At 65.9% G+C, this 23615-nt stretch carries 19 protein-coding genes and 1 tRNA gene; 14 read left to right on the forward strand and 6 right to left on the reverse strand.

From position 1 onward, the window contains the following. The first annotated feature begins 10 nt into the window (after positions 1-10). Both aroA and BMZ17_RS05715 read left to right on the forward strand, forming a co-directional pair. Positions 11-1324: a 3-phosphoshikimate 1-carboxyvinyltransferase gene (gene aroA, locus BMZ17_RS05710; RefSeq protein WP_093138070.1), complete on the forward strand. Its 1314-nt coding sequence runs from the start codon at positions 11-13 to the stop codon at positions 1322-1324. Between the two features lie 170 nt (positions 1325-1494). Continuing rightward, the gene (locus BMZ17_RS05715; RefSeq protein WP_217645729.1) at positions 1495-2121 is read left to right on the forward strand and encodes a hypothetical protein; all 627 of its coding nucleotides are present in this window, start codon (positions 1495-1497) and stop codon (positions 2119-2121) included. A gap of 100 nt (positions 2122-2221) precedes the next feature. Here BMZ17_RS05715 and BMZ17_RS05720 read toward each other — a convergent pair. After that, positions 2222-2298: transfer RNA gene (locus BMZ17_RS05720), tRNA-Pro, on the reverse strand. Between the two features lie 149 nt (positions 2299-2447). Here BMZ17_RS05720 and hisS point away from each other — a divergent pair. From hisS to BMZ17_RS05775, 11 genes are all read left to right on the forward strand, one after another. Continuing rightward, on the forward strand, positions 2448-3830 hold the full coding sequence (gene hisS, locus BMZ17_RS05725; protein ID WP_093136968.1) for a histidine--tRNA ligase: 1383 nt from the start codon (positions 2448-2450) through the stop codon (positions 3828-3830). A 174-nt stretch (positions 3831-4004) separates the two neighbouring features. After that, positions 4005-4328 (forward strand): YerC/YecD family TrpR-related protein, encoded by a 324-nt coding sequence (locus tag BMZ17_RS05730; protein WP_093136971.1) that lies wholly within the window; start codon positions 4005-4007, stop codon positions 4326-4328. A gap of 10 nt (positions 4329-4338) precedes the next feature. Then, positions 4339-5253 (forward strand): ATP phosphoribosyltransferase, encoded by a 915-nt coding sequence (gene hisG, locus BMZ17_RS05735; RefSeq protein ID WP_093136974.1) that lies wholly within the window; start codon positions 4339-4341, stop codon positions 5251-5253. Continuing rightward, positions 5250-6581 (forward strand): histidinol dehydrogenase, encoded by a 1332-nt coding sequence (gene hisD, locus BMZ17_RS05740; protein WP_093136977.1) that lies wholly within the window; start codon positions 5250-5252, stop codon positions 6579-6581. The genes hisG and hisD overlap by 4 nt, the downstream gene beginning before the upstream one ends. Further along, positions 6578-7681, forward strand: a complete 1104-nt coding sequence (gene hisC, locus BMZ17_RS05745; RefSeq protein ID WP_093136980.1) for a histidinol-phosphate transaminase — start codon at positions 6578-6580, stop codon at positions 7679-7681. Before hisD ends, hisC begins: the two co-directional genes overlap by 4 nt. Then, positions 7678-8754, forward strand: coding sequence for a bifunctional histidinol-phosphatase/imidazoleglycerol-phosphate dehydratase HisB (gene hisB, locus BMZ17_RS05750; RefSeq protein ID WP_093136983.1), 1077 nt, complete (start codon positions 7678-7680; stop codon positions 8752-8754). The genes hisC and hisB overlap by 4 nt, the downstream gene beginning before the upstream one ends. Next, positions 8751-9353 (forward strand): imidazole glycerol phosphate synthase subunit HisH, encoded by a 603-nt coding sequence (hisH, locus tag BMZ17_RS05755; protein ID WP_093136986.1) that lies wholly within the window; start codon positions 8751-8753, stop codon positions 9351-9353. Before hisB ends, hisH begins: the two co-directional genes overlap by 4 nt. Positions 9354-9375: 22 nt before the next feature. After that, complete coding sequence (gene hisA, locus BMZ17_RS05760) at positions 9376-10137, forward strand: 1-(5-phosphoribosyl)-5-[(5-phosphoribosylamino)methylideneamino]imidazole-4-carboxamide isomerase (RefSeq protein WP_093136989.1); 762 nt, start codon at positions 9376-9378, stop codon at positions 10135-10137. After that, positions 10131-10907: an imidazole glycerol phosphate synthase subunit HisF gene (hisF, locus tag BMZ17_RS05765; RefSeq protein WP_093136992.1), complete on the forward strand. Its 777-nt coding sequence runs from the start codon at positions 10131-10133 to the stop codon at positions 10905-10907. Before hisA ends, hisF begins: the two co-directional genes overlap by 7 nt. 21 nt (positions 10908-10928) lie before the next feature. Further along, positions 10929-11573 carry a bifunctional phosphoribosyl-AMP cyclohydrolase/phosphoribosyl-ATP diphosphatase HisIE gene (gene hisIE / locus BMZ17_RS05770; RefSeq protein ID WP_093136995.1) on the forward strand — a complete coding sequence of 215 codons (645 nt, stop codon included), beginning with the start codon at positions 10929-10931 and terminating at the stop codon, positions 11571-11573. A gap of 616 nt (positions 11574-12189) precedes the next feature. Beyond that, positions 12190-13524 carry a carbohydrate-binding protein gene (locus tag BMZ17_RS05775; protein ID WP_093136998.1) on the forward strand — a complete coding sequence of 445 codons (1335 nt, stop codon included), beginning with the start codon at positions 12190-12192 and terminating at the stop codon, positions 13522-13524. A 106-nt stretch (positions 13525-13630) separates the two neighbouring features. On the opposite strand, the gene uraD is transcribed toward BMZ17_RS05775, so the two are convergent. The 5 genes from uraD to BMZ17_RS05805 all read right to left on the reverse strand — a co-directional run bounded on the left by uraD (position 13631) and on the right by BMZ17_RS05805 (position 22429). Then, positions 13631-14140: a 2-oxo-4-hydroxy-4-carboxy-5-ureidoimidazoline decarboxylase gene (gene uraD / locus BMZ17_RS05780; RefSeq protein WP_093137001.1), complete on the reverse strand. Its 510-nt coding sequence runs from the start codon at positions 14138-14140 to the stop codon at positions 13631-13633. Continuing rightward, positions 14137-15078: an allantoinase PuuE gene (gene puuE, locus BMZ17_RS05785; protein WP_093137004.1), complete on the reverse strand. Its 942-nt coding sequence runs from the start codon at positions 15076-15078 to the stop codon at positions 14137-14139. The genes uraD and puuE overlap by 4 nt, the downstream gene beginning before the upstream one ends. A 159-nt stretch (positions 15079-15237) precedes the next feature. Beyond that, positions 15238-18237, reverse strand: a complete 3000-nt coding sequence (locus BMZ17_RS05790; RefSeq protein WP_093137006.1) for a TonB-dependent receptor — start codon at positions 18235-18237, stop codon at positions 15238-15240. 518 nt (positions 18238-18755) lie between these two features. Then, a complete protein-coding gene (locus tag BMZ17_RS05795; protein ID WP_093137008.1) occupies positions 18756-20117 on the reverse strand; it encodes a nucleobase:cation symporter-2 family protein in 1362 nt (453 codons plus the stop codon). 1352 nt (positions 20118-21469) lie between these two features. Further along, complete coding sequence (locus BMZ17_RS05805) at positions 21470-22429, reverse strand: LysR family transcriptional regulator (RefSeq protein ID WP_093137012.1); 960 nt, start codon at positions 22427-22429, stop codon at positions 21470-21472. Between the two features lie 123 nt (positions 22430-22552). Between BMZ17_RS05805 and BMZ17_RS05810 the strand changes: the two genes are divergently transcribed. Further along, positions 22553-23614 (forward strand): aromatic ring-hydroxylating oxygenase subunit alpha, encoded by a 1062-nt coding sequence (locus BMZ17_RS05810; RefSeq protein ID WP_093137015.1) that lies wholly within the window; start codon positions 22553-22555, stop codon positions 23612-23614. Position 23615: the final 1 nt, after the last annotated feature.

Genomic DNA, 23615 nt, shown 5'->3' on the forward strand with positions numbered 1-23615 from the left:
CCGCATCGCCATGAACAACACGCCCCAAGACTGGATCGCTTCGCCCGGCACGCCGCTGCGCGGCACGCTGGAGATTCCCGGCGACAAGTCGGTCTCGCACCGCGCCATCATGCTGTCGGCGCTCGCCGATGGCACCAGCCAGATCGACGGGTTCCTGGAAGGCGAAGACACCCGCGCCACCGCTGCGATCTTCGCCAGGCTGGGCGTGCGGATCGAAACGCCCTCGGCCTCACGCCGCATCGTGCATGGCGTCGGCATCGATGGCCTCAAGGCCGCCGATGGCCCGCTGGACTGCGGCAACGCCGGCACCGGCATGCGCTTGATCGCCGGCGTGCTCGCCGCGCAGCCGTTCGACAGCACGCTGGTCGGCGATGCCTCGCTGTCCAAGCGCCCGATGCGCCGCATCACCGATCCGCTGGCGCTGATGGGCGCCCGGATCGACACGCAGGAAGGTGGCGTGCCGCCGCTGCACATCCGCGGCACCACCGCGCTGAGCGGCATCGACTTCACCCCGCCGGTGGCCAGCGCGCAGATCAAGTCCTGCGTGCTGCTGGCCGGGCTGTTCGCACAGGGCGAGACCATCGTGCGCGAGCCGCACCCGACCCGCGACTACACCGAGCGCATGCTCGCCGCGCTGGGCGTGGACATCGAATTCTCACCGGGCTTCGCGCGCCTGCGCGGCGGCCAGCGCCTGAAGGCCGGTGACATCACCGTACCGGCGGATTTCTCCTCGGCCGCGTTCTTCTTGGTCGCCGCCAGCATCATCCCGGGCAGCGAGCTGCGCCTGCGCCAGGTCGGCCTGAATCCGCGCCGCACCGGCCTGCTCACCGCACTACGCCTGATGGGCGCCGACATCACCGAGGAAAACGCAGGCGAGCACGGCGGTGAATCAGTGGCCGACCTGGTCGTGCGCTACGCGCCGCTCAAGGGCATCGAAGTACCGCTGGACGTGGTGCCGGACATGATCGACGAGTTCCCCGCGCTGTTCATCGCCGCGGCCTGTGCGCAAGGCCCGACCGTCGTGCGCGGCGCGGCCGAGCTGCGGGTCAAGGAGTCCGATCGCCTGGCTGCAATGTCGAATGGCCTGCGTGCGCTGGGCCTGCAGATCGACGAGACCGAAGACGGCGCGACGATCCATCCAGGCCCGGTGCAGTCCGGCAGCATCGACAGCCACGGCGACCATCGCATCGCGATGGCCTTTGCCATCGCCGCGCAGCGCTGCAACGGCCAGATCCGTGTCGGCGATATCGCCAACGTCGCAACCTCGTTCCCGGGCTTCGACATGCTGGCGCGTGGCGCGGGTTTCGGGCTGGAAAACGCCTGATCCAGACGGCGGTCACGTTCGGCCCAAGACGCATCGCTAGCGTCTGGTTGGGCTGGATGCGCGGTTCGCGCTAGCACGTCAGTCACGCTGGCGGAAGTGCTGCGTCGCAGGATTGCCGAGGACCCCCATGCACCGCATGCTTGTCCCCCTGAAACAGGGGGATGTACGCAATGGGGTGTTTGGGGTTTGGATGTGAGAGCTGGGGGGCGCAGGTCTGGGCCGCCTGGGCGCAGGCGATCCTGTCGGTGCTGGCGATTGCCGTTGCGCTGACGGTGTCGTGGATTGGCCGCCATCGGCAGCGCAAGGCCGATCAGGCCGCCGAATTGTTGAAAGCCCGCAGCGTGGCGCTGATGGCCAGCGCGTCGTGCAACCAGATCATGGCCGACATCAGCGAGGTGCTGGAGCTGCAGGTGGCGGGCACCAGCACGATCTTCTTCGGCGATGCCGCACGGCGTGCCGCGCACGTGCCTGAGTCGTTGCGCGTGTTGATCCCACAGCTGCCGCTGCTGGGCGAAAGCGGCTCGCTGCTGCAAGACCTGATTCTGGTGCTGCAGGGCATCGAGGCGATGCAGCGCAGCTTCGATCGCCAGGTCGCCGGGCGCGTGCACGACCTGGACGATGCATTCCCGTTCGTGGGTGAGCAGTTCGCGCTGGCCATGCGCCTGGCCGAAGAGGCCGAGCTGCGCCTGGACAACCTGTTCGACGTCTGCCCGCTGGGCGCGCTCGACCTGCGCCAGGCCATCATCGCCAACGAACACAGCAGCCCGCGTCCCAGTAGTGCTTCGTCGCTGAACTGAGCGCGGCATCCGGCGCGTCGATCCGACGCGCCGGGCCATCCATCATCAGGCACAAAAAAACCGCCGTGAGGCGGTTTTTTTGTTGACCACTTACAAAAGCTGGTCGGGGAGACAGGATTCGAACCTGCGACCTCTACGTCCCGAACGTAGCGCTCTACCAGACTGAGCTACACCCCGAAGGAGCCGCGCATTCTAAGGAAGGAATGCGGGTCCGGCAACAACTTTTTTCACTTCGATGACGATGCCTTGTCCTGCAAGCGTTCCAGGCGGTGTCGCGGGCCCGCTCACAGTTAGAATAGGCGGCCCACGCACCCGGAGTTACCCGCTTGATCAAGCCGCGCACGCCGCCAGGCGTCATGGAGCTGCTGCCCCGTGACCAGATCGCCTTCCAGCGCATGCTGGACACGATCCGCCGCAACTACGAGCGGTTCGGCTTCCTGCCGGTGGAGACGCCGGTGTTCGAGCTGTCGGACGTGCTGCTGACCAAATCCGGCGGCGAAACCGAGCGCCAGGTGTATTTCGCCCAGTCCACCGGCGCGCTGCAGCAGGAAAACGAAGGCCTGCCCGAGTTGGCGCTGCGTTTCGACCTGACCGTGCCGCTGGCGCGCTACGTGGCCGAGCACGAGCACGAGCTGGCGTTCCCGTTCCGTCGCTACCAGATGCAGCGCGTGTATCGCGGCGAGCGCGCCCAGCGCGGCCGCTTCCGCGAGTTCTACCAGTGCGATATCGACGTGATCGGCAAGGATGCGCTGAGCATCCGCTTCGATGCCGAGATCCTGGCGGTGATCCACGCGGTGTTCTCCGAACTGCAGATCGGCGCGTTCACCGTGCAGCTCAACAACCGCAAGCTGATGCGCGGGTTCTTCGAGAATCTGGGCGTGGCAGATGGCGAGCAGCAGATGCTGGTGCTGCGCGAGGTCGACAAGCTCGACAAGCGCGGCCCGGACTACGTGCGCGAGACGCTCACCGGCGAAGGCTTCGGCCTGTCCGCCGAGGTCGTGGACAGGATCCTGGCCTTCGTCGCGATGCGTTCGACCGGGCACGCCGATGCGCTCGCCAAGCTGGACGCGTTGGGGCAGGGCAGCGAGGTCTTCAACGAAGGCATCGCCGAGCTGCGCGAGGTGCTGACCCTGGTCCACGCACTGGGCGTACCGGACAGTGCGTATTGCCTCAACTTCTCCATCGCCCGTGGCCTGGATTACTACACCGGCACGGTCTACGAGACCCAGCTGGATGCGTATCCGCAGATCGGCTCGATCTGTTCGGGCGGTCGTTACGAAAATCTCGCCAGCCACTACAGCAAGTCCAAGCTGCCGGGCGTAGGCATTTCGATCGGCCTGACGCGCCTGTTCTGGCAGCTGCGCGAAGCCGGCCTGATCGTCGAGGCCGACGTCAGCTGCGTGCAGGCCATGGTCGCGCTGATGGAGGAGTCGCAGCTGGACCAGTCGCTGGATATCGCCAGCCGCCTGCGCGCCGGTGGCATCAACACCGAAGTGCAGATGGAGCCCAAGAAGCTTGGCAAGCAGTTCCAGTACGCCTCGCGTGCCGGCATCCGCTTCGTCGCCCTGGCGGGCGAAGACGAGCTCGCCCGCGGCGTGGTCACGGTCAAGGATCTGGTCCGCGAACTACAGTTCGAAGTCCCGCGCGACGAACTGGCCACCGCGCTACGCGTGGAGCTGGCCCAGGCGAGCGCGCTGGCAGGGCGTTGAGCCGGACCTTAAGTTGTGGAACAAGAAGGGCGCCAATGGCGCCCTTTTTTGTGCCTGGCGCGCTGGGACCTTGATTCGGCGCGATCACCAGATTCAGCCGGCGGCAGGGGCGCGGGTTGTTCGAGCTTGTCTGGTTGTGCTAATGTGATAGCGCGTTAATACATTGAGACGTCCATGAAGCGCCGCACCGACATCGACGAGAAGACCGCCAGCCTTGCCCTGCAATCGCTGGCCCGGGCCTTGGGTGGGCTGTCCAAGCCGGAGGAAGTCCGCGCGTTTCTGCAGGATCTGTGCACGCCCGCCGAGCTGGAGGCCATGGCCGACCGCTGGCGCGTGGTGCCGCTGATCCTCAAGGGCGTGCCCTATCGCGAAATCCACGAACTGACCGAGGTCAGTGTCACCACCATCGGGCGCGTGGCGCGCACGCTGGAAACCGGCACCGGCGGCTATGCCGCCGCATTGCGCCGCCAGCAGTCGCGCGCCAGCGCCTCCAACTGAAGAAGTCCTCATGCCTCCCATCGTCGCCAATGCGACGCGCGACCGTCTGCGCATCGCCATCCAGAAATCCGGCCGCCTGGCCGAGCCCGCACGCAGCCTGCTGGCCGCGTGCGGGCTCAGCTGGCGCGAGAGCCGCGACAAGCTGTTCTGCTACGGCGAGTCGTTGCCCGTCGACCTGTTGCTGGTCCGTGACGACGACATTCCCGGCCTGATCGCCGATGGTGTTTGCGATTACGGCATCGTCGGCCGTAACGAGCTAGACGAGCAGGCCAATGCGCGCCTGGAAATCGGCCTGGCGCCGGCCTATCGCGAAGTGCGCCCGCTGGGCTTCGGTGGCTGCCGGCTGATGCTGGCCATTCCAGAAACCTGGGAATGGGAAGGTGCACAGCAGCTGCAGGGCCTGCGCATCGCCACCAGCTATCCGGCGATCCTGCGCCAGTGGCTGTCCGCGCGTGGCGTGGATGCGTCCGTGGTCGAGCTGTCCGGTTCGGTCGAGATCGCGCCCAAGCTCGATACCGCCGACCTGATCTGCGACCTGGTCTCCAGCGGTGCCACGCTAAGGGCCAATCAGCTCAAGCCTGTCGAAACGCTGCTCGAAAGCGAAGCCGTGTTGGCCGGGCCGGTGCGCGGCTTCAACGACGCGCGCGCCGACCTGTCGGCCATGCTGCTGCGACGCATGGACGGCGTGCTCAAGCTCAAGGACAGCAAGCTGCTGATGTTCCGCGCCGCGCCGGACACGGTGCCCGCGCTGACCCGCCTGCTGGCCGATGCCGAGCCGCTGGTGCAGCTGCCCGGCGAACACGCCGAAGGCATCTCGCTGCAGACCATGTGCCACACCGCGATCAGCTGGCAGCAGTTGGAGGAACTGGAGCGCGCAGGCGCGCGGGGGCTGATGGTGCTGTCGGTGGAGCGCTCGCTGGCATGAACGCCTCGCTCAAGAACACCTCCGTGGCCGCGCAGCGCATCGTGTGGAGCGCGCTGGATGCCAACGCGCAGGCGCAGACGTTGGAACGGCCCGCGCAGACTGTCGCTGCCGAGACGCGTCGCACTGTTGCTGCGCTGATTGATGAAGTCCGCAGCGGTGGGCTGGACGCGTTGCGTGCGATCACCGCGCGCTTCGATGGCGCCGCGCCGGAATCCTTCGAAGTGGGCGAGGCAGAATTCGCCGCCGCGGAAGGCTCGATCGATCCGGCGCTGAAGCAGGCCATGATCGACGCCGCTGCACGCATCACCGCCTTTCACAAAGCCGGCATGGCCCAGCCGTATGCAGTGGAAACCGCGCCGGGCGTGGTCTGCGAACGCATCATCCGCCCCATCGGTCGTGTCGGCCTGTACGTGCCGGCCGGCAGCGCGCCGCTGCCCTCGACCGCGCTGATGCTGGGTGTGCCGGCTGGCCTGGCCGGTTGCCGCGAGGTCGTGCTGTGCACGCCGCCGCGCAAGGACGGCACGGCTGATCCTGCGGTGCTGGTCGCCGCGCGCCTGACTGGCGTGAACCGCGTGTTCGTGCTCGGCGGCGCGCAGGCGATTGCCGCGATGGCCTACGGCGCCGGCCCGGTGCCTGCCTGCGACAAACTGTTCGGCCCGGGCAATGCGTATGTGACCGAAGCCAAGCAGCAGGTCGCGCAGAGCGGCGCGGCTGCCATTGACATGCCGGCCGGGCCGTCGGAAGTGCTGGTGATCGCCGATGCCGGCGCCAACCCGGACTTTGTGGCCGCCGACCTGCTATCGCAGGCCGAACACGGCCCGGATTCGCAGGTGCTGCTGCTGTCCGACGATGCGGGCTTGCTGGATCGCGTCGAAATCGCGCTTGCGGCGCAGCTCGCCGTGCTGCCGCGCGCCGACATCGCGCGCAAGGCGTTGTCCGCCTCGCGCCTGGTGCAGGTCGCGTCGCTGGATGAAGCCTTCGCCATCAGCAACACCTATGCGCCGGAACACCTGATCCTGGCGTTGCGCGAGCCGCGCGCGTGGCTGGACAAGGTCGAGGCCGCAGGCTCGGTCTTTCTGGGTGACTACACGCCCGAGGCACTGGGCGATTACTGCAGCGGCACCAACCACGTACTGCCCACCAGTGGCGCGGCGCGTGCCTACAGCGGCGTGTCGGTGTCCAGCTTCCAGAATTTCGTCAGCGTGCAGTCGGCCAATGCGGCCGGCATCCTGGCCATCGGGCCGTCGGCGGTGACGCTGGCCGAAGCCGAAAGCCTGGAGGCGCACGCCAACGCGGTGCGCCTGCGCATCCAGGAGGCCGCCCGATGAGCCAGCCTGATGTGAAACAACGCGATTTGCTTGAGCTGGTGCGTCCCGACCTGCGCGGTTTCGGCGGCTACAAGTCGGCGCGCACCGAAGACCTGCGCGGTGACGTCTGGCTCAACGCCAACGAAAGCGCGTGGAGCAATCCGGCCGATGCCAATGCGACCTCGCGTCGCTATCCCGATCCGCAGCCGGTCGCGTTGAAGGCTGCGCTGTCCAGCCTGTATGGCTGCGCGCCGGACGAGCTGCTGATCGGCCGCGGCAGCGACGAAGCCATCGATCTGCTGGTGCGCACGCTGTGCGTGGCCGGGCAGGACGCGGTGGTCGCGACGCCGCCGGTGTTCGGCATGTACGCCGTCAGTGCGCGCCTGCAGGACGCGAAGCTGATCGCCGTGCCGCTGATTGATGGGCCGGAAGGCTTCGCGCCGGATCTCGACGCGATTGCCAACGCGGTGCTGGAGCAGGGCGCGAAGCTCGTGTTCCTGTGCTCGCCAGCCAATCCGACCGGCGCGGCGATTCCGCTGGCGCAGATTGAAGCGCTGCTGCAGACGTTGCAGGGCAGGGCGCTGGTGGTGGTGGATGAAGCCTATGGCGAATTTTCGGATGTGCCGTCGGCCACCACGCTGCGCGTGCGCTATCCGGAAGTGGCCGTGCTGCGCACGCTGTCCAAGGCACACGCGCTGGCTGCGGCGCGCGTGGGTGTGGTGATCGCCGATCCGCGCTTGATTGCGGTCCTGCGCGCCTGCCAGGCGCCGTATCCGGTGCCGACGCCGTGCGCCGAGCTGGCGGTCGCTGGGCTTTCGCCGAGCGCGCTGGCGGCGACCAGGGCGCGCATCGCCACCGTGATCGAGGAGCGCGCGCGCCTGGCATCCGCGCTGTCGGTGCTGCCCGGCGTGCGGCGCGTCTACGCGTCCGATGCGAATTTCCTGCTGCTGCGTTTCGCCGATGCGGAAGCAGCGTTCCGTGCGCTGCTCGCCGCTGGTGTGGTGGTGCGCGACCAGCGCTCTGCGCCACAACTCGATGATGCGCTGCGAATCACCATCGGCACGCCGGAGCAGAATGCCCGCGTCCTTGCCGCATTGAACGCACAGACGGTGGCCGCATGAGCCAGAAGATTCTTTTCGTCGATCGCGACGGCACGCTCATCGAAGAGCCGGCCGATTTCCAGATCGACGCCTACGAGAAGCTGCGCTTCGTCAAAGGCGTGATCCCGGCGATGCTGAAGCTGCGCGATGCCGGCTTCCAGTTCGTCATCGTCACCAACCAGGACGGGCTGGGCTCCGAGGGCTATCCGCGCGAGAGTTTCGATGGCCCCAACGACCTGATGCTGCAGATTTTCGAAAGCCAGGGCATCACCTTTCGCGAGGTGCTGGTGGACTGCAGCTGGCCGGCCGACAAGGCGCCCACGCGCAAGCCAGAGCTTGGCCTGGTGATGCATTACCTGCGCGATCGCGGCATCGACCTGGATGGTTCGGCGATGGTCGGCGACCGCGAAACCGACATCCGCTTTGCCGAGAACCTGGGCATCCGCGGCTTCCAGCTCAAGACCGCGCAATTCGGCGGCGAGTGGGACTGGGCCGGCATCGCGCATGCGCTGGCCGATGCGCCGCGCACGGCCAGCGTGCGGCGCAGAACGAAGGAAACCGACATCCGCGTCGAGGTCGACCTGGACAAGGTCGCCGAGCCGAAGATCCACACCGGCCTGCCGTTCTACGACCACATGCTGGAGCAGATCGGCAAGCACGGCGGCTTCGCGCTGGAGATCGAGACCACCGGCGACCTGCACATCGACGAGCACCACACCATCGAGGACACCGCGCTGGCCTTGGGCGAAGCCTTGAAGCAGGCGCTGGGCAACAAGCACGGCATCGGCCGCTACGGCTTCACGCTGCCGATGGACGAGACGCTGGCGCAGGTCGCGCTGGATTTCTCGGGGCGTCCGTACCTGGTGTTTGATGGAACGTTCCAGCGTGAGCGCGTTGGCGATATGCCGACCGAGCTGGTCGAGCATTTCTTCCGTTCGCTGTGCGATTCGGCCGGCGTCAACATCAACGTGCAGGTACGCGGTGACAACGATCACCACAAGATCGAAGGCAGCTTCAAGGCGCTGGCGCGTGCGTTGCGCCAGGCGATCAAGCGCGAAGGCTCCGAACTGCCCTCGACCAAGGGCGCGCTGTGACGCGGCTGGCCTTGATCGACGCCGGTGGCGCCAACATCGGCTCGGTGCGCTATGCGCTGAGCCGGCTGGGCGTCGAGGCCGAATTGACCACCGATGCCGAGGTGATCCTCAGTGCCGATCGCGTAATCCTGCCGGGCGTTGGCGCTGCGGCGCAGGTGATGGGCCGCTTGCGCGAGCTGCAGCTGGTCGAGGTCATCAAGACCTTGGATGCGCCGCTGCTGGGCGTGTGCGTCGGCATGCAGGTGCTGTTCGAACATTCCGAAGAAGACGACACCGCCTGCCTGGGCCTGCTGTCCGGCAAGGTTGCCAAGCTGCCGGTCAGCGCCGGCATCCGCGTGCCGCACATGGGCTGGAACACGCTGGCCGCCCGGCGCGAAGCCTCGCTCACACGCGATATCGGCGCGCAGGACCAGGCCTATTTCGTCCACAGCTACGCAGCGCCGGTCAGCGACGACTGTCTGAGCAGTGCCACGCATGGGCAGGAATTTGCCGCCGTGGTGCAGCGCGGCCGCGTCGCCGGTGCGCAGTTCCATCCCGAGCGCTCGGCCGCGGTGGGCGCGCGCCTGCTGCAGAACTTCATCGAACACGGCCTGGCCTGACGCCACGCCTGCAGGATCTGTCATGACGCTTGCCACACCTTCCTTCGAGCTGTATCCGGCCATCGACGTGCGCGGCGGCCGCGTCGTGCGCCTGGCGCAGGGCGATTACGACCGCGAAACCAACTACGGCGACGATCCGCTCGCCGCCGCCCAGGCCTACGCCGCGCAAGGGGCGCGCTGGCTGCATCTGGTCGACCTGGATGCCGCACGCGCCGGCGGCTACACGTTGGCGCCGCTGCTGCAGCAGATCCGCGCGACTACCGGCTTGCAGGTGCAGACCGGCGGCGGCGTGCGCGGCCATCGCGATGTGCTGGCGTTGCTGGAAGCAGGCGCGTCGCGCGTGGTGATCGGTTCGCTGTCGGTGCGTGCGCCGCTGGAAGTGCTGGCGTGGCTGCAGGAATTCGGCCCCGAGCGCATCACCGTCGCACTGGACGCGCGCCAGGACGACGCTGGCGTATGGCAGTTGCCGATCCACGGCTGGACCGAAGGCTCCGGCGTGGCGCTGGACGAACTGGCCACGCGCTACGCCGATGCCGGCCTCCAGCAGTTGCTGTGCACCGATATCGCCCGCGACGGCATGCTGACCGGGCCGAACTTCGCGCTCTATCGCCACCTGGTCGCGCTGTTGCCGCAGGTGCAGGTGCAGGCCTCCGGCGGCGTGCACGCGGTGAGCGATGTCAGCCAGGCCAAAGCGGCTGGCTGCGGGGGCATCGTGCTGGGCCGTGCCTTGCTGGAAGGTCGCTTCACGCTGGAACAGGCCTTCGCGGAAGCTGCGTCATGCTGAGTCGGCGCATCGTGCCGTGCCTGGATGTGCGCGGCGGCCGCGTGGTCAAGGGCGTCAAGTTCCGCGACCACATCGACATGGGCGACATTGCCGAACTCGCCTTGCGCTACCGCGATGCCGGCGCCGACGAACTGGTGTTCTACGACATCGGCGCGAGTCCGGAAGGCCGCTCGGTCGATTACGGCTGGGTGGAGAAAGTCTCGCGCCTGCTCGATATCCCGTTCTGCGTCGCCGGCGGCATCCGCAGCGTGGAGACCGCGCGTGCCGTGCTCAACGCCGGCGCGGACAAGGTGTCGATCAATACCCCGGCGCTGGAGCGACCTGCGCTGATCGGCGAACTGGCCACGGCTTTCGGCGTGCAGTGCGTGGTGGTCGGCATCGATTCGGTGCGTGAAGCCGATGGCGAATGGCGCGTGCGCAGCTATACCGGCGATCCGTCCAAGACCCGCGCCGAAGCGCTGCGCACCCTGGACTGGATCGTGCAGGCGCAGGACCTGGGCGCTGGCGAGATCGTGCTGAACTGCATGGACAGCGACGGCGTGCGCCGCGGCTACGATATCGAACAGCTCAAGGCGGCGCGTGCGTTGTGCCATGTGCCGCTGGTCGCTTCCGGCGGCGCGGGCTTGCCCGAACATTTCACCGCGGCGTTCAAGGACGCCGACGTGGACGCGGCGCTGGCCGCCAGCGTCTTCCACAGTGGCGCCATCGCCATCCCCGATCTCAAGCGCACGCTGGCCGCCGATGGCATCGCCGTGCGCTTGGCCGCTTGAGCGGCCGCAACAGGAATCGACATGAGTCAGAACGAAACACTGGACTGGGCCAAGGGCGACGGGCTGCTGCCGGCCGTGGTGCAGGACGCCGACACGCTGCGTGTGCTGATGCTGGGGTACATGAATGCCGAGGCGTTGCAGGTCACGCGCGAGAGTGGCCACGTGACCTTTTTCAGCCGCAGCAAAGAGCGCCTGTGGACCAAGGGCGAGACCTCCGGGCATTTCCTGGACCTGGTCGACGTGCAGATCGACTGCGATGCCGACACGGTGCTGGTGCTGGCCCGTCCGCACGGCAACACCTGCCACCTGGACCGGGTGAGCTGTTTTCCCACAGCCCCTGGCGTGCAGGCTGATGCGGCGCAGGCACCGGGCGTGGCCGCCATCGCGTTTTTGGGCGAACTCGATACGTTGATCGCCACGCGTCATGCCGATCGTCCTGAGGGCAGCTACACGACCAAGCTGTTCGACGGCGGCATCCGCCGCATCGCGCAGAAGGTGGGCGAGGAGGGCGTGGAAACCGCGCTGGCCGCCGTGGCGCAGGAAGATGCGGACCTGCTCGGCGAAAGCGCCGACCTGCTGTATCACCTCACCGTGTTGCTGCGAGCGCGTGGGCTTTCGCTGGCCGACGCGGTGAACGTGTTGCAGGAACGCCATCGCCCGCGTTGATGCGGTGCAGGGCGTAACCGCTTTCAGTGCGCGCGTTGATTGTTAGATCGTCGCGCCGTCGTGCGCGGCGATGTCCTGTCGTTGACTGCCTTTCTCGATCCGCTAACGCCATGCGGCTTGGAAGCCTTGTCTCGTGCGGGCGAACACGGCGTGTTGCATGTCTGCGTAGGCGTGCGTGGGTCGACCGCACTGCATGGGTGCATTGATTTCACGAAAATTCCGATGAAACGTGGACTTTGACGCCGGTTGTCCAGCCGCGTGTCGTCGCGCTTCGCCTTGTCGTTGTCATCAAGGTCGCCAGGCGCACGTGATCGCGTCGTATCAATTCCGTCCGAAGAAACCTTCTGTCTGCGGCTTGCGCGCTGCAAGACAGCGCATGTCCGAAATACCCCATCTTCAAGTCGCGCGAAACGTCATTGGGATTGAGTCGTCAGTTCAGCAATTCTGCAATTGACAACGTTGTCTTCCGAATCGCACCGTCGCTTCGCCATGTGACAAACGTGACATCGGCGGTCAAGCAGTCCAGCAGTGAACGGGTCTGGCCGACAGGGGGCGGGCCAGGCGATTCAAGCCAAGGCCGGCACCGATGCCAGGCCATCAGAACTGGAGAGACGCGATGTCCATCAGGAACTCGACGCTGTGGTCGATGATCACCGCAGGCACGACCACCAGCATCCTCGGCACATTGGCCGCCGCCGCGGCCATCACGGTCGCCCCGGTCGCACCAGCCCAGGCGCAGGCTGCATGCGCGGCGGCCTGGAGCGCCGGCACGGTCTACAACGGCGGCAACACCGCCAGCGAGAACGGCACCAACTACGTCGCCAACTGGTGGACCCAGGGCGACGATCCTGCCACGCACAGTGGGGCAACAGGATCGGGCCAGCCGTGGACCTCGCAGGGCGCGTGCAGCGGCACCGGCGGAGGCGGGGACGACGGCGGTGGCGATGACGGCGGTGGTGATGGTGGCAACGGCGGCACGCCGACGCCGCCGACCTTCAGCAGCTTCGTGTTCAGTCCGTACAAGGACATCACGATCAACCTCAACTGGAACAACAACGTCATGCAGACCAAGGTGACCGGATCGGCGATCCCGGTGGCCGGCGCGGGCAGCCTGTTGTCGACCAGCCTCACCAACCTGGACACGCTGACGCTGGCCTTCGCCACCGGTGAATGTGGCAGCGAAACCTGGGGCGGCGTTTCGGCCGATGCCTTCAAGAGTGCCAACATCGCCACGCTGGATAGCGCGGGCGTGGGCTACATCATCTCCACCGGCGGCGCGTCGGGCACGTTCACCTGTTCCAGCGCGCAGGGCCTGACCAACTTCATCAACCGCTACTACTCCTCGCACATGGTGGGCGTGGACTTCGACATCGAAGGCGGCCAGACCCAGGCGCAGACCGATTCGCTGGTGGCGGCGGTGGCCGCGGTGCAGAGCCAGTTCCCGACACTGCGCTTCTCCTTCACCGTGGCCACGCTGGCCGCGTCCGACGGCAGCTACGGCGGCGTCAACGCGCTGGGCAACCAGGTGATCGAAGCGGTGATGGCCGCCGGCATCCAGCACTACACCATCAACCTGATGGTGATGGATTTCGGCCGCGCGCAGGCGTCCAACTGCGTGCTCAAGAGCGACGGTCTGTGCGACATGGGGGCCTCGACGATCCAGGCGGTGGAGAACCTGCGTCACACCTACGGCATCGCGCCGGAGCACATCGAAGTGACGCCGATGCTGGGCCGCAACGATACGGCCGACGAGATCTTCACCCTGGACAACGTCGATACGGTCGCCCTGTATGCGGCACAGAACGGCCTGGCCGGCGTGCACCACTGGTCGCTGGATCGCGATACGCCGTGCGCTTCGCCGACCGATTCGGCCTCGCCGATCTGCAATTCATACAGCGGTCCGGGTGCACTGGATTACACCGAGCGCTTCCTCAACGACTTGGGCTATTGATCGGTTGAACTGAGATCAGGGATTTTCCCGGAGCCGGTGCGCGTGGGGCGCACCGGCTTTTTTTATGTGTGGGAGCCGCTCGAGCGGCTCCCACAAGAGTTCGTGGTCACTCAGACACCAGGTCCGCCAGCCGCAGCGCAGCGATCTTCTCGATCTGCGCCAGGCACGTCATGATTTCCGCATCAGTGTCATTGGCCACGCGTTCGCGCAGCGCGGCGATGATGCTGGCGCGGGTGTGGCCACGCACGGCGAGGATGAAGGGAAAGCCGTGCTGCGCGTGATACGCGCGATTGAGTTCCACCAGCTCGGCGTATTCGTCCGGGCTGCACTGGTCCAGGCCGGCGCCGCGTTGTTCGCTGGCCGAAGAGTCAGTGAGTTCACCGGCGATGGCGGCCTTGCCGGCCAGCTCAGGGTGCACGCGGATCAGGCCCAGCTGCGCGTCCAGGCCGGCATCGCGCACCACCGCGCACATCGCCTCGTGCAAAGCCGCGCGTGAGGGATAGGGCCGCGTGGCCGCCACGCCCGCGGGCACCCAAGGTGAGTGTTCGAAGATGCCTTCCAGTGCGCTGATGAAGGCATCGCGCGGCAGTGCGTTGAGGTCGGCCAAGGTGATCATGCGCCAGCCTCCACGAACGGATGGCGCTGCCGCCAGTGGTTGGCGATGTCGATGCGGCGACACACCCACACGCGATCGTGCCTGGCGATATGGTCGAGGAACTTCTGCAGCGCCACGATCCGCCCCGGGCGGCCGAGCAGGCGGCAGTGCATGCCGATCGAGAGCATCTTCGGCGCGTCCTCGCCCTCGGCGTACAGGGCATCGAAGCTGTCGCGCAGGTACTCATAGAACTGCGTGGCCGTGTTGAACCCCTGCGGCGTGGCAAAGCGCATGTCGTTGGCATCCAGCGTGTACGGCACGACCAGATGCGGCTTTCGTTCGCCAGTCGAAGCTTCAACCTGGGTCCAGAACGGCAGGTCGTCACCGTAGTAATCGGCGTCGTAGGCGAAGCCACCGTGCTCGACCACCAGCCGCCGCGTGTTCGGACTGTCGCGGCCGGTGTACCAGCCCAGCGGCGCGCTGCCGGTCAGGCGCGTATGCAGTGCGACCGCGCGTTCCAGGTGCGCGCGTTCCAGCTCGGGCGCCATGTCCTGGTAATGGATCCAGCGCCAGCCGTGGCTGGCGATCTCGTGGCCCAGTTCCACGAAAGCCGCAGTGGCCTCGCGATGCCGCTCCAGCGCCATCGCCACGCCGAAGACGGTCAATGGCAGCTTGCGTTGCTCGAACTCGCGCAGGATCCGCCACACGCCCGCGCGCGAACCGTATTCGTAGATCGACTCCATGCTCATGTGCCGCGCCGGATACGACGCGGCGCCGACGATCTCGGACAGGAACTGCTCCGAGCCCGCATCGCCATGCAGCACGTTGTTCTCGCCGCCTTCCTCGTAATTGAGCACGAACTGCACCGCGATCCGCGCGCCGCCAGGCCAATCGGCATGGGGCGGGTGACGGCCGTGGCCGATCAGGTCGCGGGGGTAGGGCGTCGAGGCGTCGGACATCGGGTGCAGCCAGCGTGGGGATGGCCCCACTCTAGAAACAAGCGGCCGCGATGAGAAGTATTGGAAGACTTTCCTTGGCATGCGCCAATAAAAACGCCTGGCGGGGTTACCGCCAGGCGTCGTGGTTGCTTCAGGCCGCAGGGCCTTGGCAGGTATGGCTTACCACTCGTACATCAGCTGCAGACGTGCGTAGCGCGGCTCCTGGTAGTACTGGCCCAGGCCGTAGGTGGCGTAGTTCGTCGTGCCGTTCTGCTGCACCGCCTCGTAGCTCTGGTAGACCTGCAGCGGCTTGTCGTTGTTGAGCAGGTTGAGCAGCGACAGCTGCGCGGTCAGGCCCTTGATCGCCGCCGGCTTGTAGACCAGGTTCGGGCTGATCTCGAAGGTCCACGGGTTGCGACCCTGGGTGCCTTCGGTGCTGATCTGGCCATTGCAGTAGTGGAACTGGCTGGTATAGCCATATTCGGTGCCCAGCGTGCCGTAGCCACCGCCGAAGCAGCTGATCGGCGCGCCCGACTGCACTTCCAGCGCCGCGCCCACCTGCCACTCGTCGCTGATCTTGAACGCGCCATAGGCCTTGAAGCTGTGCATATGGTCGTTGGGCAGGAAGCCGTAGGCGCCTTCCATGATCTGGGCGAAGTCGAAGTCAGCCGTGGTGCCGGTATCGGACTGGCCGTTGTTGGACTTCACCAGGCCCTCGTAGTTGCCCTTGCTCTGCGACCAGGTGTAGCTGATGTTGCCGTACCAGCGGTCGCTGGCCTTCTGCGCGCTCAGCGTCACCGCCTTGTAGGTGCGCTTGGCTTCCGGACCCAGGCTGGAGGCGGACATGGTGATCGTGTCCGGCGAACCATCGCCATCGACGTCCACGTTGATTGTCGAGGAGCTGCCCGGGTTGTACAGCCAGCAGCCCGAGCTGCCTTCCGGCGCGGTCCACTCGTCGAAGCCCGAGGTGTCGTAGCCATCGGCCGTGGCCGCGTCGTACAGCGCCTGCGACGAGCAGCTGTCGTCGATGGCGTTGTGGATTTTGCGGTAGGTCGCCTTGGCGCCCAGCACCCAGCCATCCAGGAACGCGAAGCTGCTGTCCAGGCGATGCTCGAAGCCCAGGATCGCTTCATCCTGCGTGTACGGCTTCAGGCCCTTGCTGGCTGCAGACGAGGCCGACGGCGTGGTGCCGTTCTCACCGTTGAAATACACCGTGTCGCCCAGCGCAACCGGATTGATCGGCGAGCCATCGGCGGCCACGCCGCTGTAGCTGTAGGCGGTCTCGGAGTAGATCGAAGCGCTGGCCGCGCGCAGGGCGACGTTGGCCGCGATCGGCAGCGCGTAGCGACCCAGGTTGCCGTACAGGCGGCTGGTGCCGTCGCCGAACATATCCCACGAGAAGCCGATGCGCGGCTGCCAGATGTTGTCCTGTTTGACGAAGACGCCGCCGCCGGTGTTGTAGTTCTTGAACGAGTCGTTGCGGACGCCCAGCGACAGCAGGAAGTTGTCGGTCACGTGCCAATGATCCTGTACGTACCAGGAGTTCTGCTTGACCTCGACGCTGCCGCCGGTGGCATAGATGTCGTCATAGACGATCTGGTTGCCATCGCTGTCGGTGGTGTAGTCGTAGGCGTGGCCGCCCGAGTACGACTCACCCTGCTTGGCGTTGAAATCGTTGTAGTCATAGCCGAACGACAGGTCGTGGTCGCCCAGGGTCCAGTCGAAGTCCAGTCGATAGTCCTGGCGCTGGCTGTAGCCGTTGCTCACGCCCAGGGTCGAGCTCATGTAGCAGCTGTTCTGCGCGCCGACGTAGTCCGACTCATAGGACACGTACGGGCAGCCGGTCGCCGGTGAATTGATGTTGCCGCCGTAGGTGGAACGGGTGCCGTCGGGCGAGACTGCGACCTGCTCGTTCACCGTCTTCATCTTGCCGTACTGCAGCGACATGGTGAGGTCGTCGGTGAGGTTGCTGGTCCACTTCAGGATGCCGGTCGGACCACCGCTCTTGGAGATGATCAGGCCGTTGTAGCCGTTCTTGTAGGCCTTGTTTCCTTCGAAGCCGATGTTGTTGTAGTCGTACGTGGTACGGCTGCTGTTGTCGAAGCCGGTGAACTCAAGATGGTTACTGTCGTTGAGGAACCAGTCGAACTTGACCAGCTCGTACGGCTTGCTCTCGTTGTAGTCGTTCTCGCTGGCAGTGGTGCCCGAGGGCGAGGAGCGGCCGCCCCAGGTGCTGCCGGTGGTCTTGTTGTACTGGGCGATCGCGAACACGAACAGGCGGTCCTTGATCAGCGGGCCGCCTTCCCACACCGACCAGGTGTTGCTGTTGGAGCGGTTCTTGCTGAGCGAGCGATACAGGCTGCCGTCGTTGAAGTATTGGTCGTTCGTGTGCGCAGCCAGGGAATCCGGCGCCGAATCCCAGCTGATGCCGCCGTGCCATTCGTTGGTGCCGCGCTTGACGTTGACGCTGGTGACGCCGCCGGTGGAGAAACCGTACTGCGCGCCGTAGCCGCCGGTCTGCACGTCCAGCTGGTCGATCGCCTGCCACGGCACCTCGCTGAAGGAGAGGTTGTCGTAGGAGTCGGTGATGTTCATGCCGTTGACGTAGTAGCTGTTCTCCGCCACCGACGCACCGCCGAACGAGTTGAGGTTGCCGAAGTAGCCGCTGCCGGTCGAGGTGCCCGGGGTCAGCTGGGCCACGCTGCTCACGTCGCGCGGCACCGGCAGGTCGTTGAGCTGGCTGGCGGTGAAGGTGGTGCGCGATTCGACGCTGCTGGTGTCGATGTCGTTGATGACCATCGGGCGCTTCACCTTGACCGTGGCCAGGCTCTTGGCGCTGTCGTCCTGCGACAGGTTGACCTGCACGGTCTGGCCGGCCAGCACGGTGGTGGTGCTGGAGGCGACGGTGCTGCCGCCTTCGACCAGGCGCACGTCGTACTCACCGGTGGGCAGGGCCGGGATGCGGAAGCGACCATCGGTGCCCAGCGTCACGACGCGGTTGATGCCCGAGGCGCTGTTGGTGATCTGGATCTGGGCGCCGCTGGCGTAGGTGGCGGTGCCGGCGATGTCGCCAGCGGTGGCCTGGGCGAACGCATTCGGTGCCTGCGACAGGCACAGGCCCAGCATGACGGCCAGGGCGGTGCGCTTGACGGTGGGTTTCCGGGAGAGAAGGGGGCTCATTGACTGCCTTTACAAATCACTGAAAAAAACCGGCCCGCACAGCGCGAAAACGCGCTGCGTTTAAAGGGTCTGAAGTCACCGGGGCACCCGTGCGCAAGGCGGCGGGCAACGAAGGCTTGCCGCGGATTTAACGATACGGTTACAGCGGAAATTTTCCGGGTGCGCTCAAAAATTTCCGTTTTCTGACAAAACTGAAAGGTGAGTTCGGGGCGCCCAGCACCCCATCGGAGCGCAAAGATCGCAGCGACGGGACTTCGCACGCCGCGTCGTACGTCGCGGGCGCTGACACATGGCGGCACACGGCGTTCAGAAAGCGACATCTCGGGCGATCTGCCAGACAGGCATGCTTCATGAAGGTCGCGATTTCGATCCGGTTTGTCTTAACAAACGAGATTTTCTGCGATGGATCGCGAACGCCTGTCATCACAACATGGCAGTGATCAGCCTGGGCGGCATGCTGCGATGGGCTATGTCGCTGTTGGCGCGCAGCAAGTGTGTCCGAACGCTTGGGCCGCGACTCAGGGCGCGTCGCGCTCCGGCACCAGCGGTTCGGGCGTCGATGGAAGCGCACGGCTTCCCAACCCGTTGAACCACAGGTTCAAGCCCACGCAGCCCAGCGTCGCCAGCAGGATCCCATTGTGCAGCAGCGGTGCCAGCGCCTTGGGCAACTGGTCGAAGATGGTCGGCGCCACCACCGGCGTCATCGCCAGGCCGATGCCGACCGCCACGATCAGCAGGTTGTGGCGACGGGTGTGGAAGTCGACGTGGCCCAGCACGCGGATGCCGTTGGCCGTGACCATGCCGAACATCACCAGCCCCGCACCGCCCAGCACCGCTGGCGGGATCGCCGCCACCAGCACCGCCAGCTTGGGCACCAGGCCCAGCGCGATCAGCAGCACGCCGGCCAGCACGCACACCCAGCGGCTGCGCACGCCGGTGATGCTGACCAGGCCGATGTTTTGCGAATACGAAGTGTCGGGGAAGGCGTTGAACACCCCGCCGAACAGCGTCGCCAGCCCGTCCACGCGCAAGCCGCGCACCAGGGTCGGGCGGTCGACCGGGCGTTCGACGATGTCGCCCAGCGCCAGGAACATCCCGGTCGATTCGACGAACACGATGAACACCACCACGCACATCGTGACGATGGACCACGGCTCGAACTTCGGCAGGCCGAAGTGGAACGGCATCACCGGCGCCAGCCAGGCCGCATCGCCCAGCCCGCTGAAATCCATGCGGCCCAGCAATGCCGCCAGCACCGTGCCGGCGGCCAGGCCCAGCAGCACGCCGATGTTGGCGATGAAGCCGCGGCCGTGGCGCAGCACCGCCAGCACGCCCAGCAACACGGCCGCGGCGATCGCAAGATTCGCGGGCGATCCGTAGTCGGCCGTGCCGACGCCGCCGGCCGCCCAGTTCACCGCCACGCCGAGCAGGGTCAACCCGATCGCGGTGATGACCGTGCCGGTGACCACGGCGGGGAACAGCTTCAACAGCCGCCCGATCAGCGGCGCGGCCAGGATGCCCAGCACGCCGGCAACGATGTTCGCGCCGAAGACATACGGAAGGCCCAACGCAGGATTGCCACCGATGGCGATCATCGGCCCCACGCAGGCGAAGGTCGCCGCCATCACCACCGGCAAGCGAATGCCGAAGCCGCCCAATCCCAACGACTGCACCAGCGTCGCCAGCCCGCAGCAGAACAGATCCGCACTGACCAGAAACGCCGTATCGGCCCGCGAAAGATGCAATGCGCCCGCGACGATCAGCGGCACCGCCACTGCGCCCGCATACATCACCAGCACATGCTGGATCGCCAGCAGGAACCACGGTCCAACCGGCGGCACCGAATCGATGGGCGAAGGCGAGGGCAGGGCGCGGGACATCGGCAGGCTCGGCGGGGACGAGCCTTGAACTTAGCCGGGGTTGGTGCGGCGCACAATCAGCAATAAAGGCGTCGATCGCGAACCGCTGTTATGCACGAAGCTGCACGCCCGCTGCGGGGAAGTGCATTCTGACCATCGGTTTGATGAACTAGTTGCCTGCGCCGTCAAGTTCCATTTTCTCGCAATAAGCCCCTTCTCTGTGGGCGACTCTGCCATGAGTCCATTGACTCCGCGGGGGCTTGGTTGCAGGGGCCAAAACATGACCCGCCGCTACAATCACAAGGTGCCTGGGGTTCATAAGGCAAAACCCATCTATCGCCGACGCTCAAATGACGCTTATCAGCAAACCATCTGTCCAGTCACTGCATTTGGAAATGCTTTTCGACGGACAGAGCCTATCGACCGGGACCGGTTTTGTAGTTACCTCAGCGATTGGCCCGTGCCTCATTACGAACCGGCACAATGTCACGGGAAGGCGGCAAGACAATGGTGAGCCGCTCTCCAGAATGGGCGCTATACCGAATCAGGTCGCGATCATGCATAACTCAGCGATGCCGGCTAATCCGCACGCACCTCATGGACAATCCGGGTTCGAGGGGCCTGTTGGTACTTGGCGCCGCGTTATAGAGCCCCTGCTCGCGGCCGACTTGAGTCCCTTGTGGCATGAACACCCTCGATTCGGAAGCGAGGCTGATTTCGTAGCTTTGCCTTTGACCGTTACCGACGGCGTGACGCTCTACCCATATATGTGGCGGCCAGAAGATCCCGCACAAAGGCTCGCCGTGCGATGCGCAGGAACCGTATCAGTGATCGGGTTTCCCCTTGGGTTGACTGCGGGAGGCTATTTCGCGGCTTGGGCCTCTGGCTTCGTCGCCTCAGAGCCAGAACTGGACTATGACGGGAAGCCAGTCTTCCTAGTGGACTGTAGAACGCGTCCGGGGCAATCAGGATCTGCAGTTGTCACGCATCGTCAGGGCGGAGAATTCTGCGCCCGTGACGACGGTTCGGCGGCGTTGATGACTCAAGAACTGACTCAGCTCCTTGGTATATACAGCGGCCGAATTCATGAGGGGTCCGACTTGGGCATGGTCTGGAAAGCGCAGGAAATTCAGCATCTGATCAGAAGCCTAGATCGCCTGTCTGCCACTCCAATCGTGTGGGAAAATTCGTGGACCTTGCGTTGAATATCAGAGGCCTCTGAGGCCAAGTTGAGAAAATTGAGCCATCTAACGCATTAAGACTTAAGCGGGAAACAGGGGGAGTGCACTTTTCCTCAGCTATCTCTGAGGCTAGTTGAAGTCTATGGATTCCCGCGTTCGCGGGAATGACGAACGTAGAGGGAACTAGCGCCTTCAGCTACTTCGAGGCTTTCTGGTACCGACCTTCTTCGCCGGCTTCCCCACCAACCGCTCCGGCAACCCCTGCAACGCCGCCACCATCCTCGCCAACACCAGCTGCGCCGCGCGGCTCGGCTGACGGCGCGGGGCGGTGCACACGGAGAGCTGCAACGGTCGCGCCTGCCAGCCGTGCAGGGGGACGAAGGCGAGGTGGCCTTGCTCCACGTCGTGGGCGACATCGACCAGGCTCAGTACGCCGACGCCACCGCCATCGCGGATCAGGGAGCGGATCAGGCGGGTGTCGTTGCAGGTGGTGACACGGCGCGGGTCCACGCCGTGGCGCACGTACAGGCTGCGGGTGCGCTCCTCGATCACCAGCGGCGCGGCGGGCACCAGCAGGCGTTCGTCCAGCAGGCGGCTCATGGCGAGGGTCTTTTCGCGCGCGAGTGCGTGATCTGGCGGCAGCACGGCGCCGACCGGCACGTCGATGGCGGCGCGCACTTCCAGATTGCCGTGTTCGACCGGGTCCAGCAGCAGGCCGAAGTCGACCTCGGCCGCGGCTACCAGCTCGCTGGCCAGGCGGTTCTTGACCACGCGCAGGTCAAAGGAGAAGCCGGGGTATTCGCGGGTCAGTTCGGCCAGCAGCTGCGGCACGAAGCCTTCGCTCAGGGCATCGATCAGGGCGATGCTGACGTGGCCGCGGCGCAGGCCGCGCAGGTCGCCGACGCGCTCCAGGGTGCGGGTGTGCTCCTTGCGCCAGCGGTTGAGGTCGCCCAGCAGCAGCTCGCCGGCGGCGGTGAGCTTCATGCCGGTGGGCAGGCGCTCGAACAGTTCGACTTCCAGCTGCTGTTCGGCGCCTTGGATCTGGCGATGGATGGCCGATGCCGAGACATGCAGCACCTCGGCGGCCTTGCGCAGGTTGCCCTGGCGGGCGACCTCGATGAAGTAGCTGGCGAAGCGGGAGAAGGGCAGCACGGGGTTGGCCTGTTCTGTTTTTTGCAACGCATGATTGAAAAATCTTGGATGGACTGCAACAGGTGGGCGGCCGCAAGGTGAGGGCGTCCTCCCGCACCAGCTGCTTTCGCCAGGTTGCCCGCCATGTCCGCCACTGCCGTCGCCCATCCCGCCAATCCGCACAGCGCGTTGCCACCGGGCTGCACCTTCACCGAAAGCGACTGGCACCTGCTGGCCCGCCAGTGGCATCCGGTGGCCAACGCTAGCGAGATCACCGGCGCGCCGCACAAGGCCACGCTGCTGGACGAGGCGCTGGTGGTGTATCGGGTCAAGGGCGAGGTGGTGGTGGCGCGCGACGTGTGTCCGCATCGCGGCGTGCCGCTGAGCATGGGCACGCACGATGGCGAAGGCGTGGTGTGCCCGTACCACGGCCTGCGCTTCGGCGCGGGCGGGCGCTGCAACCGCATTCCGTCCAGCCCCAACCAGGCGATCCCGGCCAAGTTGAACCTGGCCACGTATCCGGTGGTGGAGCGTTTCGGCCTGGTCTGGGTGTGCCTGGCGCCGGATGCGGACAACCCGGCGCCGCTGCCGACCATGCCGCACTGGGACGAGGCCGGTTTCCAGCAGATCAACTGCCCGGCGTTCGACATGAACGGCTTTGCCGGGCGGCAGCTGGAAGGCTTTTTGGACGTGGCGCATTTCGCCTGGATCCACACCGACACCTTCGCCGATCCGGACAACCAGCTGGTGCCGGACTACACCACGGTGGAGACCGAGCACGGCTTCCGCGCCGACTACATCAGCAGCGTGAGCAACTACGGCGAGGGCTTCCGCCACCTGGCGCCGGCCGATTTCGCCTGGCTGCGGCGCTTCGAGACGCACCTGCCCTTCACGGCCTCGCTGACCATCCATTTCCCGGGTGAACAGCGGCTGGTGATCCTCAACGTGGCCTCGCCGGTGTCGGCGCGCAGGACGCGGCTGTTCGTGCCGATCGCGCGCAACTTCAACCTGGAGCAGCCGGTGGAGGAAGTGCATGCCTTCAACCTGCGCGTGTTCGAGGAAGACCGCGCGATGGTCGAGCTGCAGAAGCCCGAGCGCCTGCCGCTGGACATGGCGCTGGAAGCGCACATCCCGGCCGATCGCAGCTCGATCGCCTACCGCCGCGGCCTGAAGAAGATGGGCTTCGGCGAGTTCTTTCTGGCCTGAT

It is taken from the genome of Pseudoxanthomonas sp. GM95, assembly GCF_900109775.1.
GTDB lineage: Bacteria > Pseudomonadota > Gammaproteobacteria > Xanthomonadales > Xanthomonadaceae > Pseudoxanthomonas_A.

Excerpts from the sequence above, each read along its gene's own strand:
- hisF (WP_093136992.1), top strand. The coding sequence starts at position 10,131 with ATGCTGAGTCGGCGCATCGTGCCGTGCCTGGATGTGCGCGGCGGCCGC.
- BMZ17_RS05790 (WP_093137006.1), bottom strand. The coding sequence starts at position 18,237 with ATGAGCCCCCTTCTCTCCCGGAAACCCACCGTCAAGCGCACCGCCCTG.
- uraD (WP_093137001.1), bottom strand. The coding sequence starts at position 14,140 with ATGATCACCTTGGCCGACCTCAACGCACTGCCGCGCGATGCCTTCATC.
- BMZ17_RS05810 (WP_093137015.1), top strand. The coding sequence starts at position 22,553 with ATGTCCGCCACTGCCGTCGCCCATCCCGCCAATCCGCACAGCGCGTTG.
- aroA (WP_093138070.1), top strand. The coding sequence starts at position 11 with ATGAACAACACGCCCCAAGACTGGATCGCTTCGCCCGGCACGCCGCTG.
- hisB (WP_093136983.1), top strand. The coding sequence starts at position 7,678 with ATGAGCCAGAAGATTCTTTTCGTCGATCGCGACGGCACGCTCATCGAA.
- hisD (WP_093136977.1), top strand. The coding sequence starts at position 5,250 with ATGAACGCCTCGCTCAAGAACACCTCCGTGGCCGCGCAGCGCATCGTG.
- BMZ17_RS05775 (WP_093136998.1), top strand. The coding sequence starts at position 12,190 with ATGTCCATCAGGAACTCGACGCTGTGGTCGATGATCACCGCAGGCACG.
- BMZ17_RS05730 (WP_093136971.1), top strand. The coding sequence starts at position 4,005 with ATGAAGCGCCGCACCGACATCGACGAGAAGACCGCCAGCCTTGCCCTG.
- puuE (WP_093137004.1), bottom strand. The coding sequence starts at position 15,078 with ATGTCCGACGCCTCGACGCCCTACCCCCGCGACCTGATCGGCCACGGC.
- hisIE (WP_093136995.1), top strand. The coding sequence starts at position 10,929 with ATGAGTCAGAACGAAACACTGGACTGGGCCAAGGGCGACGGGCTGCTG.
- BMZ17_RS05715 (WP_217645729.1), top strand. The coding sequence starts at position 1,495 with ATGGGGTGTTTGGGGTTTGGATGTGAGAGCTGGGGGGCGCAGGTCTGG.
- hisC (WP_093136980.1), top strand. The coding sequence starts at position 6,578 with ATGAGCCAGCCTGATGTGAAACAACGCGATTTGCTTGAGCTGGTGCGT.
- hisG (WP_093136974.1), top strand. The coding sequence starts at position 4,339 with ATGCCTCCCATCGTCGCCAATGCGACGCGCGACCGTCTGCGCATCGCC.
- hisA (WP_093136989.1), top strand. The coding sequence starts at position 9,376 with ATGACGCTTGCCACACCTTCCTTCGAGCTGTATCCGGCCATCGACGTG.
- BMZ17_RS05795 (WP_093137008.1), bottom strand. The coding sequence starts at position 20,117 with ATGTCCCGCGCCCTGCCCTCGCCTTCGCCCATCGATTCGGTGCCGCCG.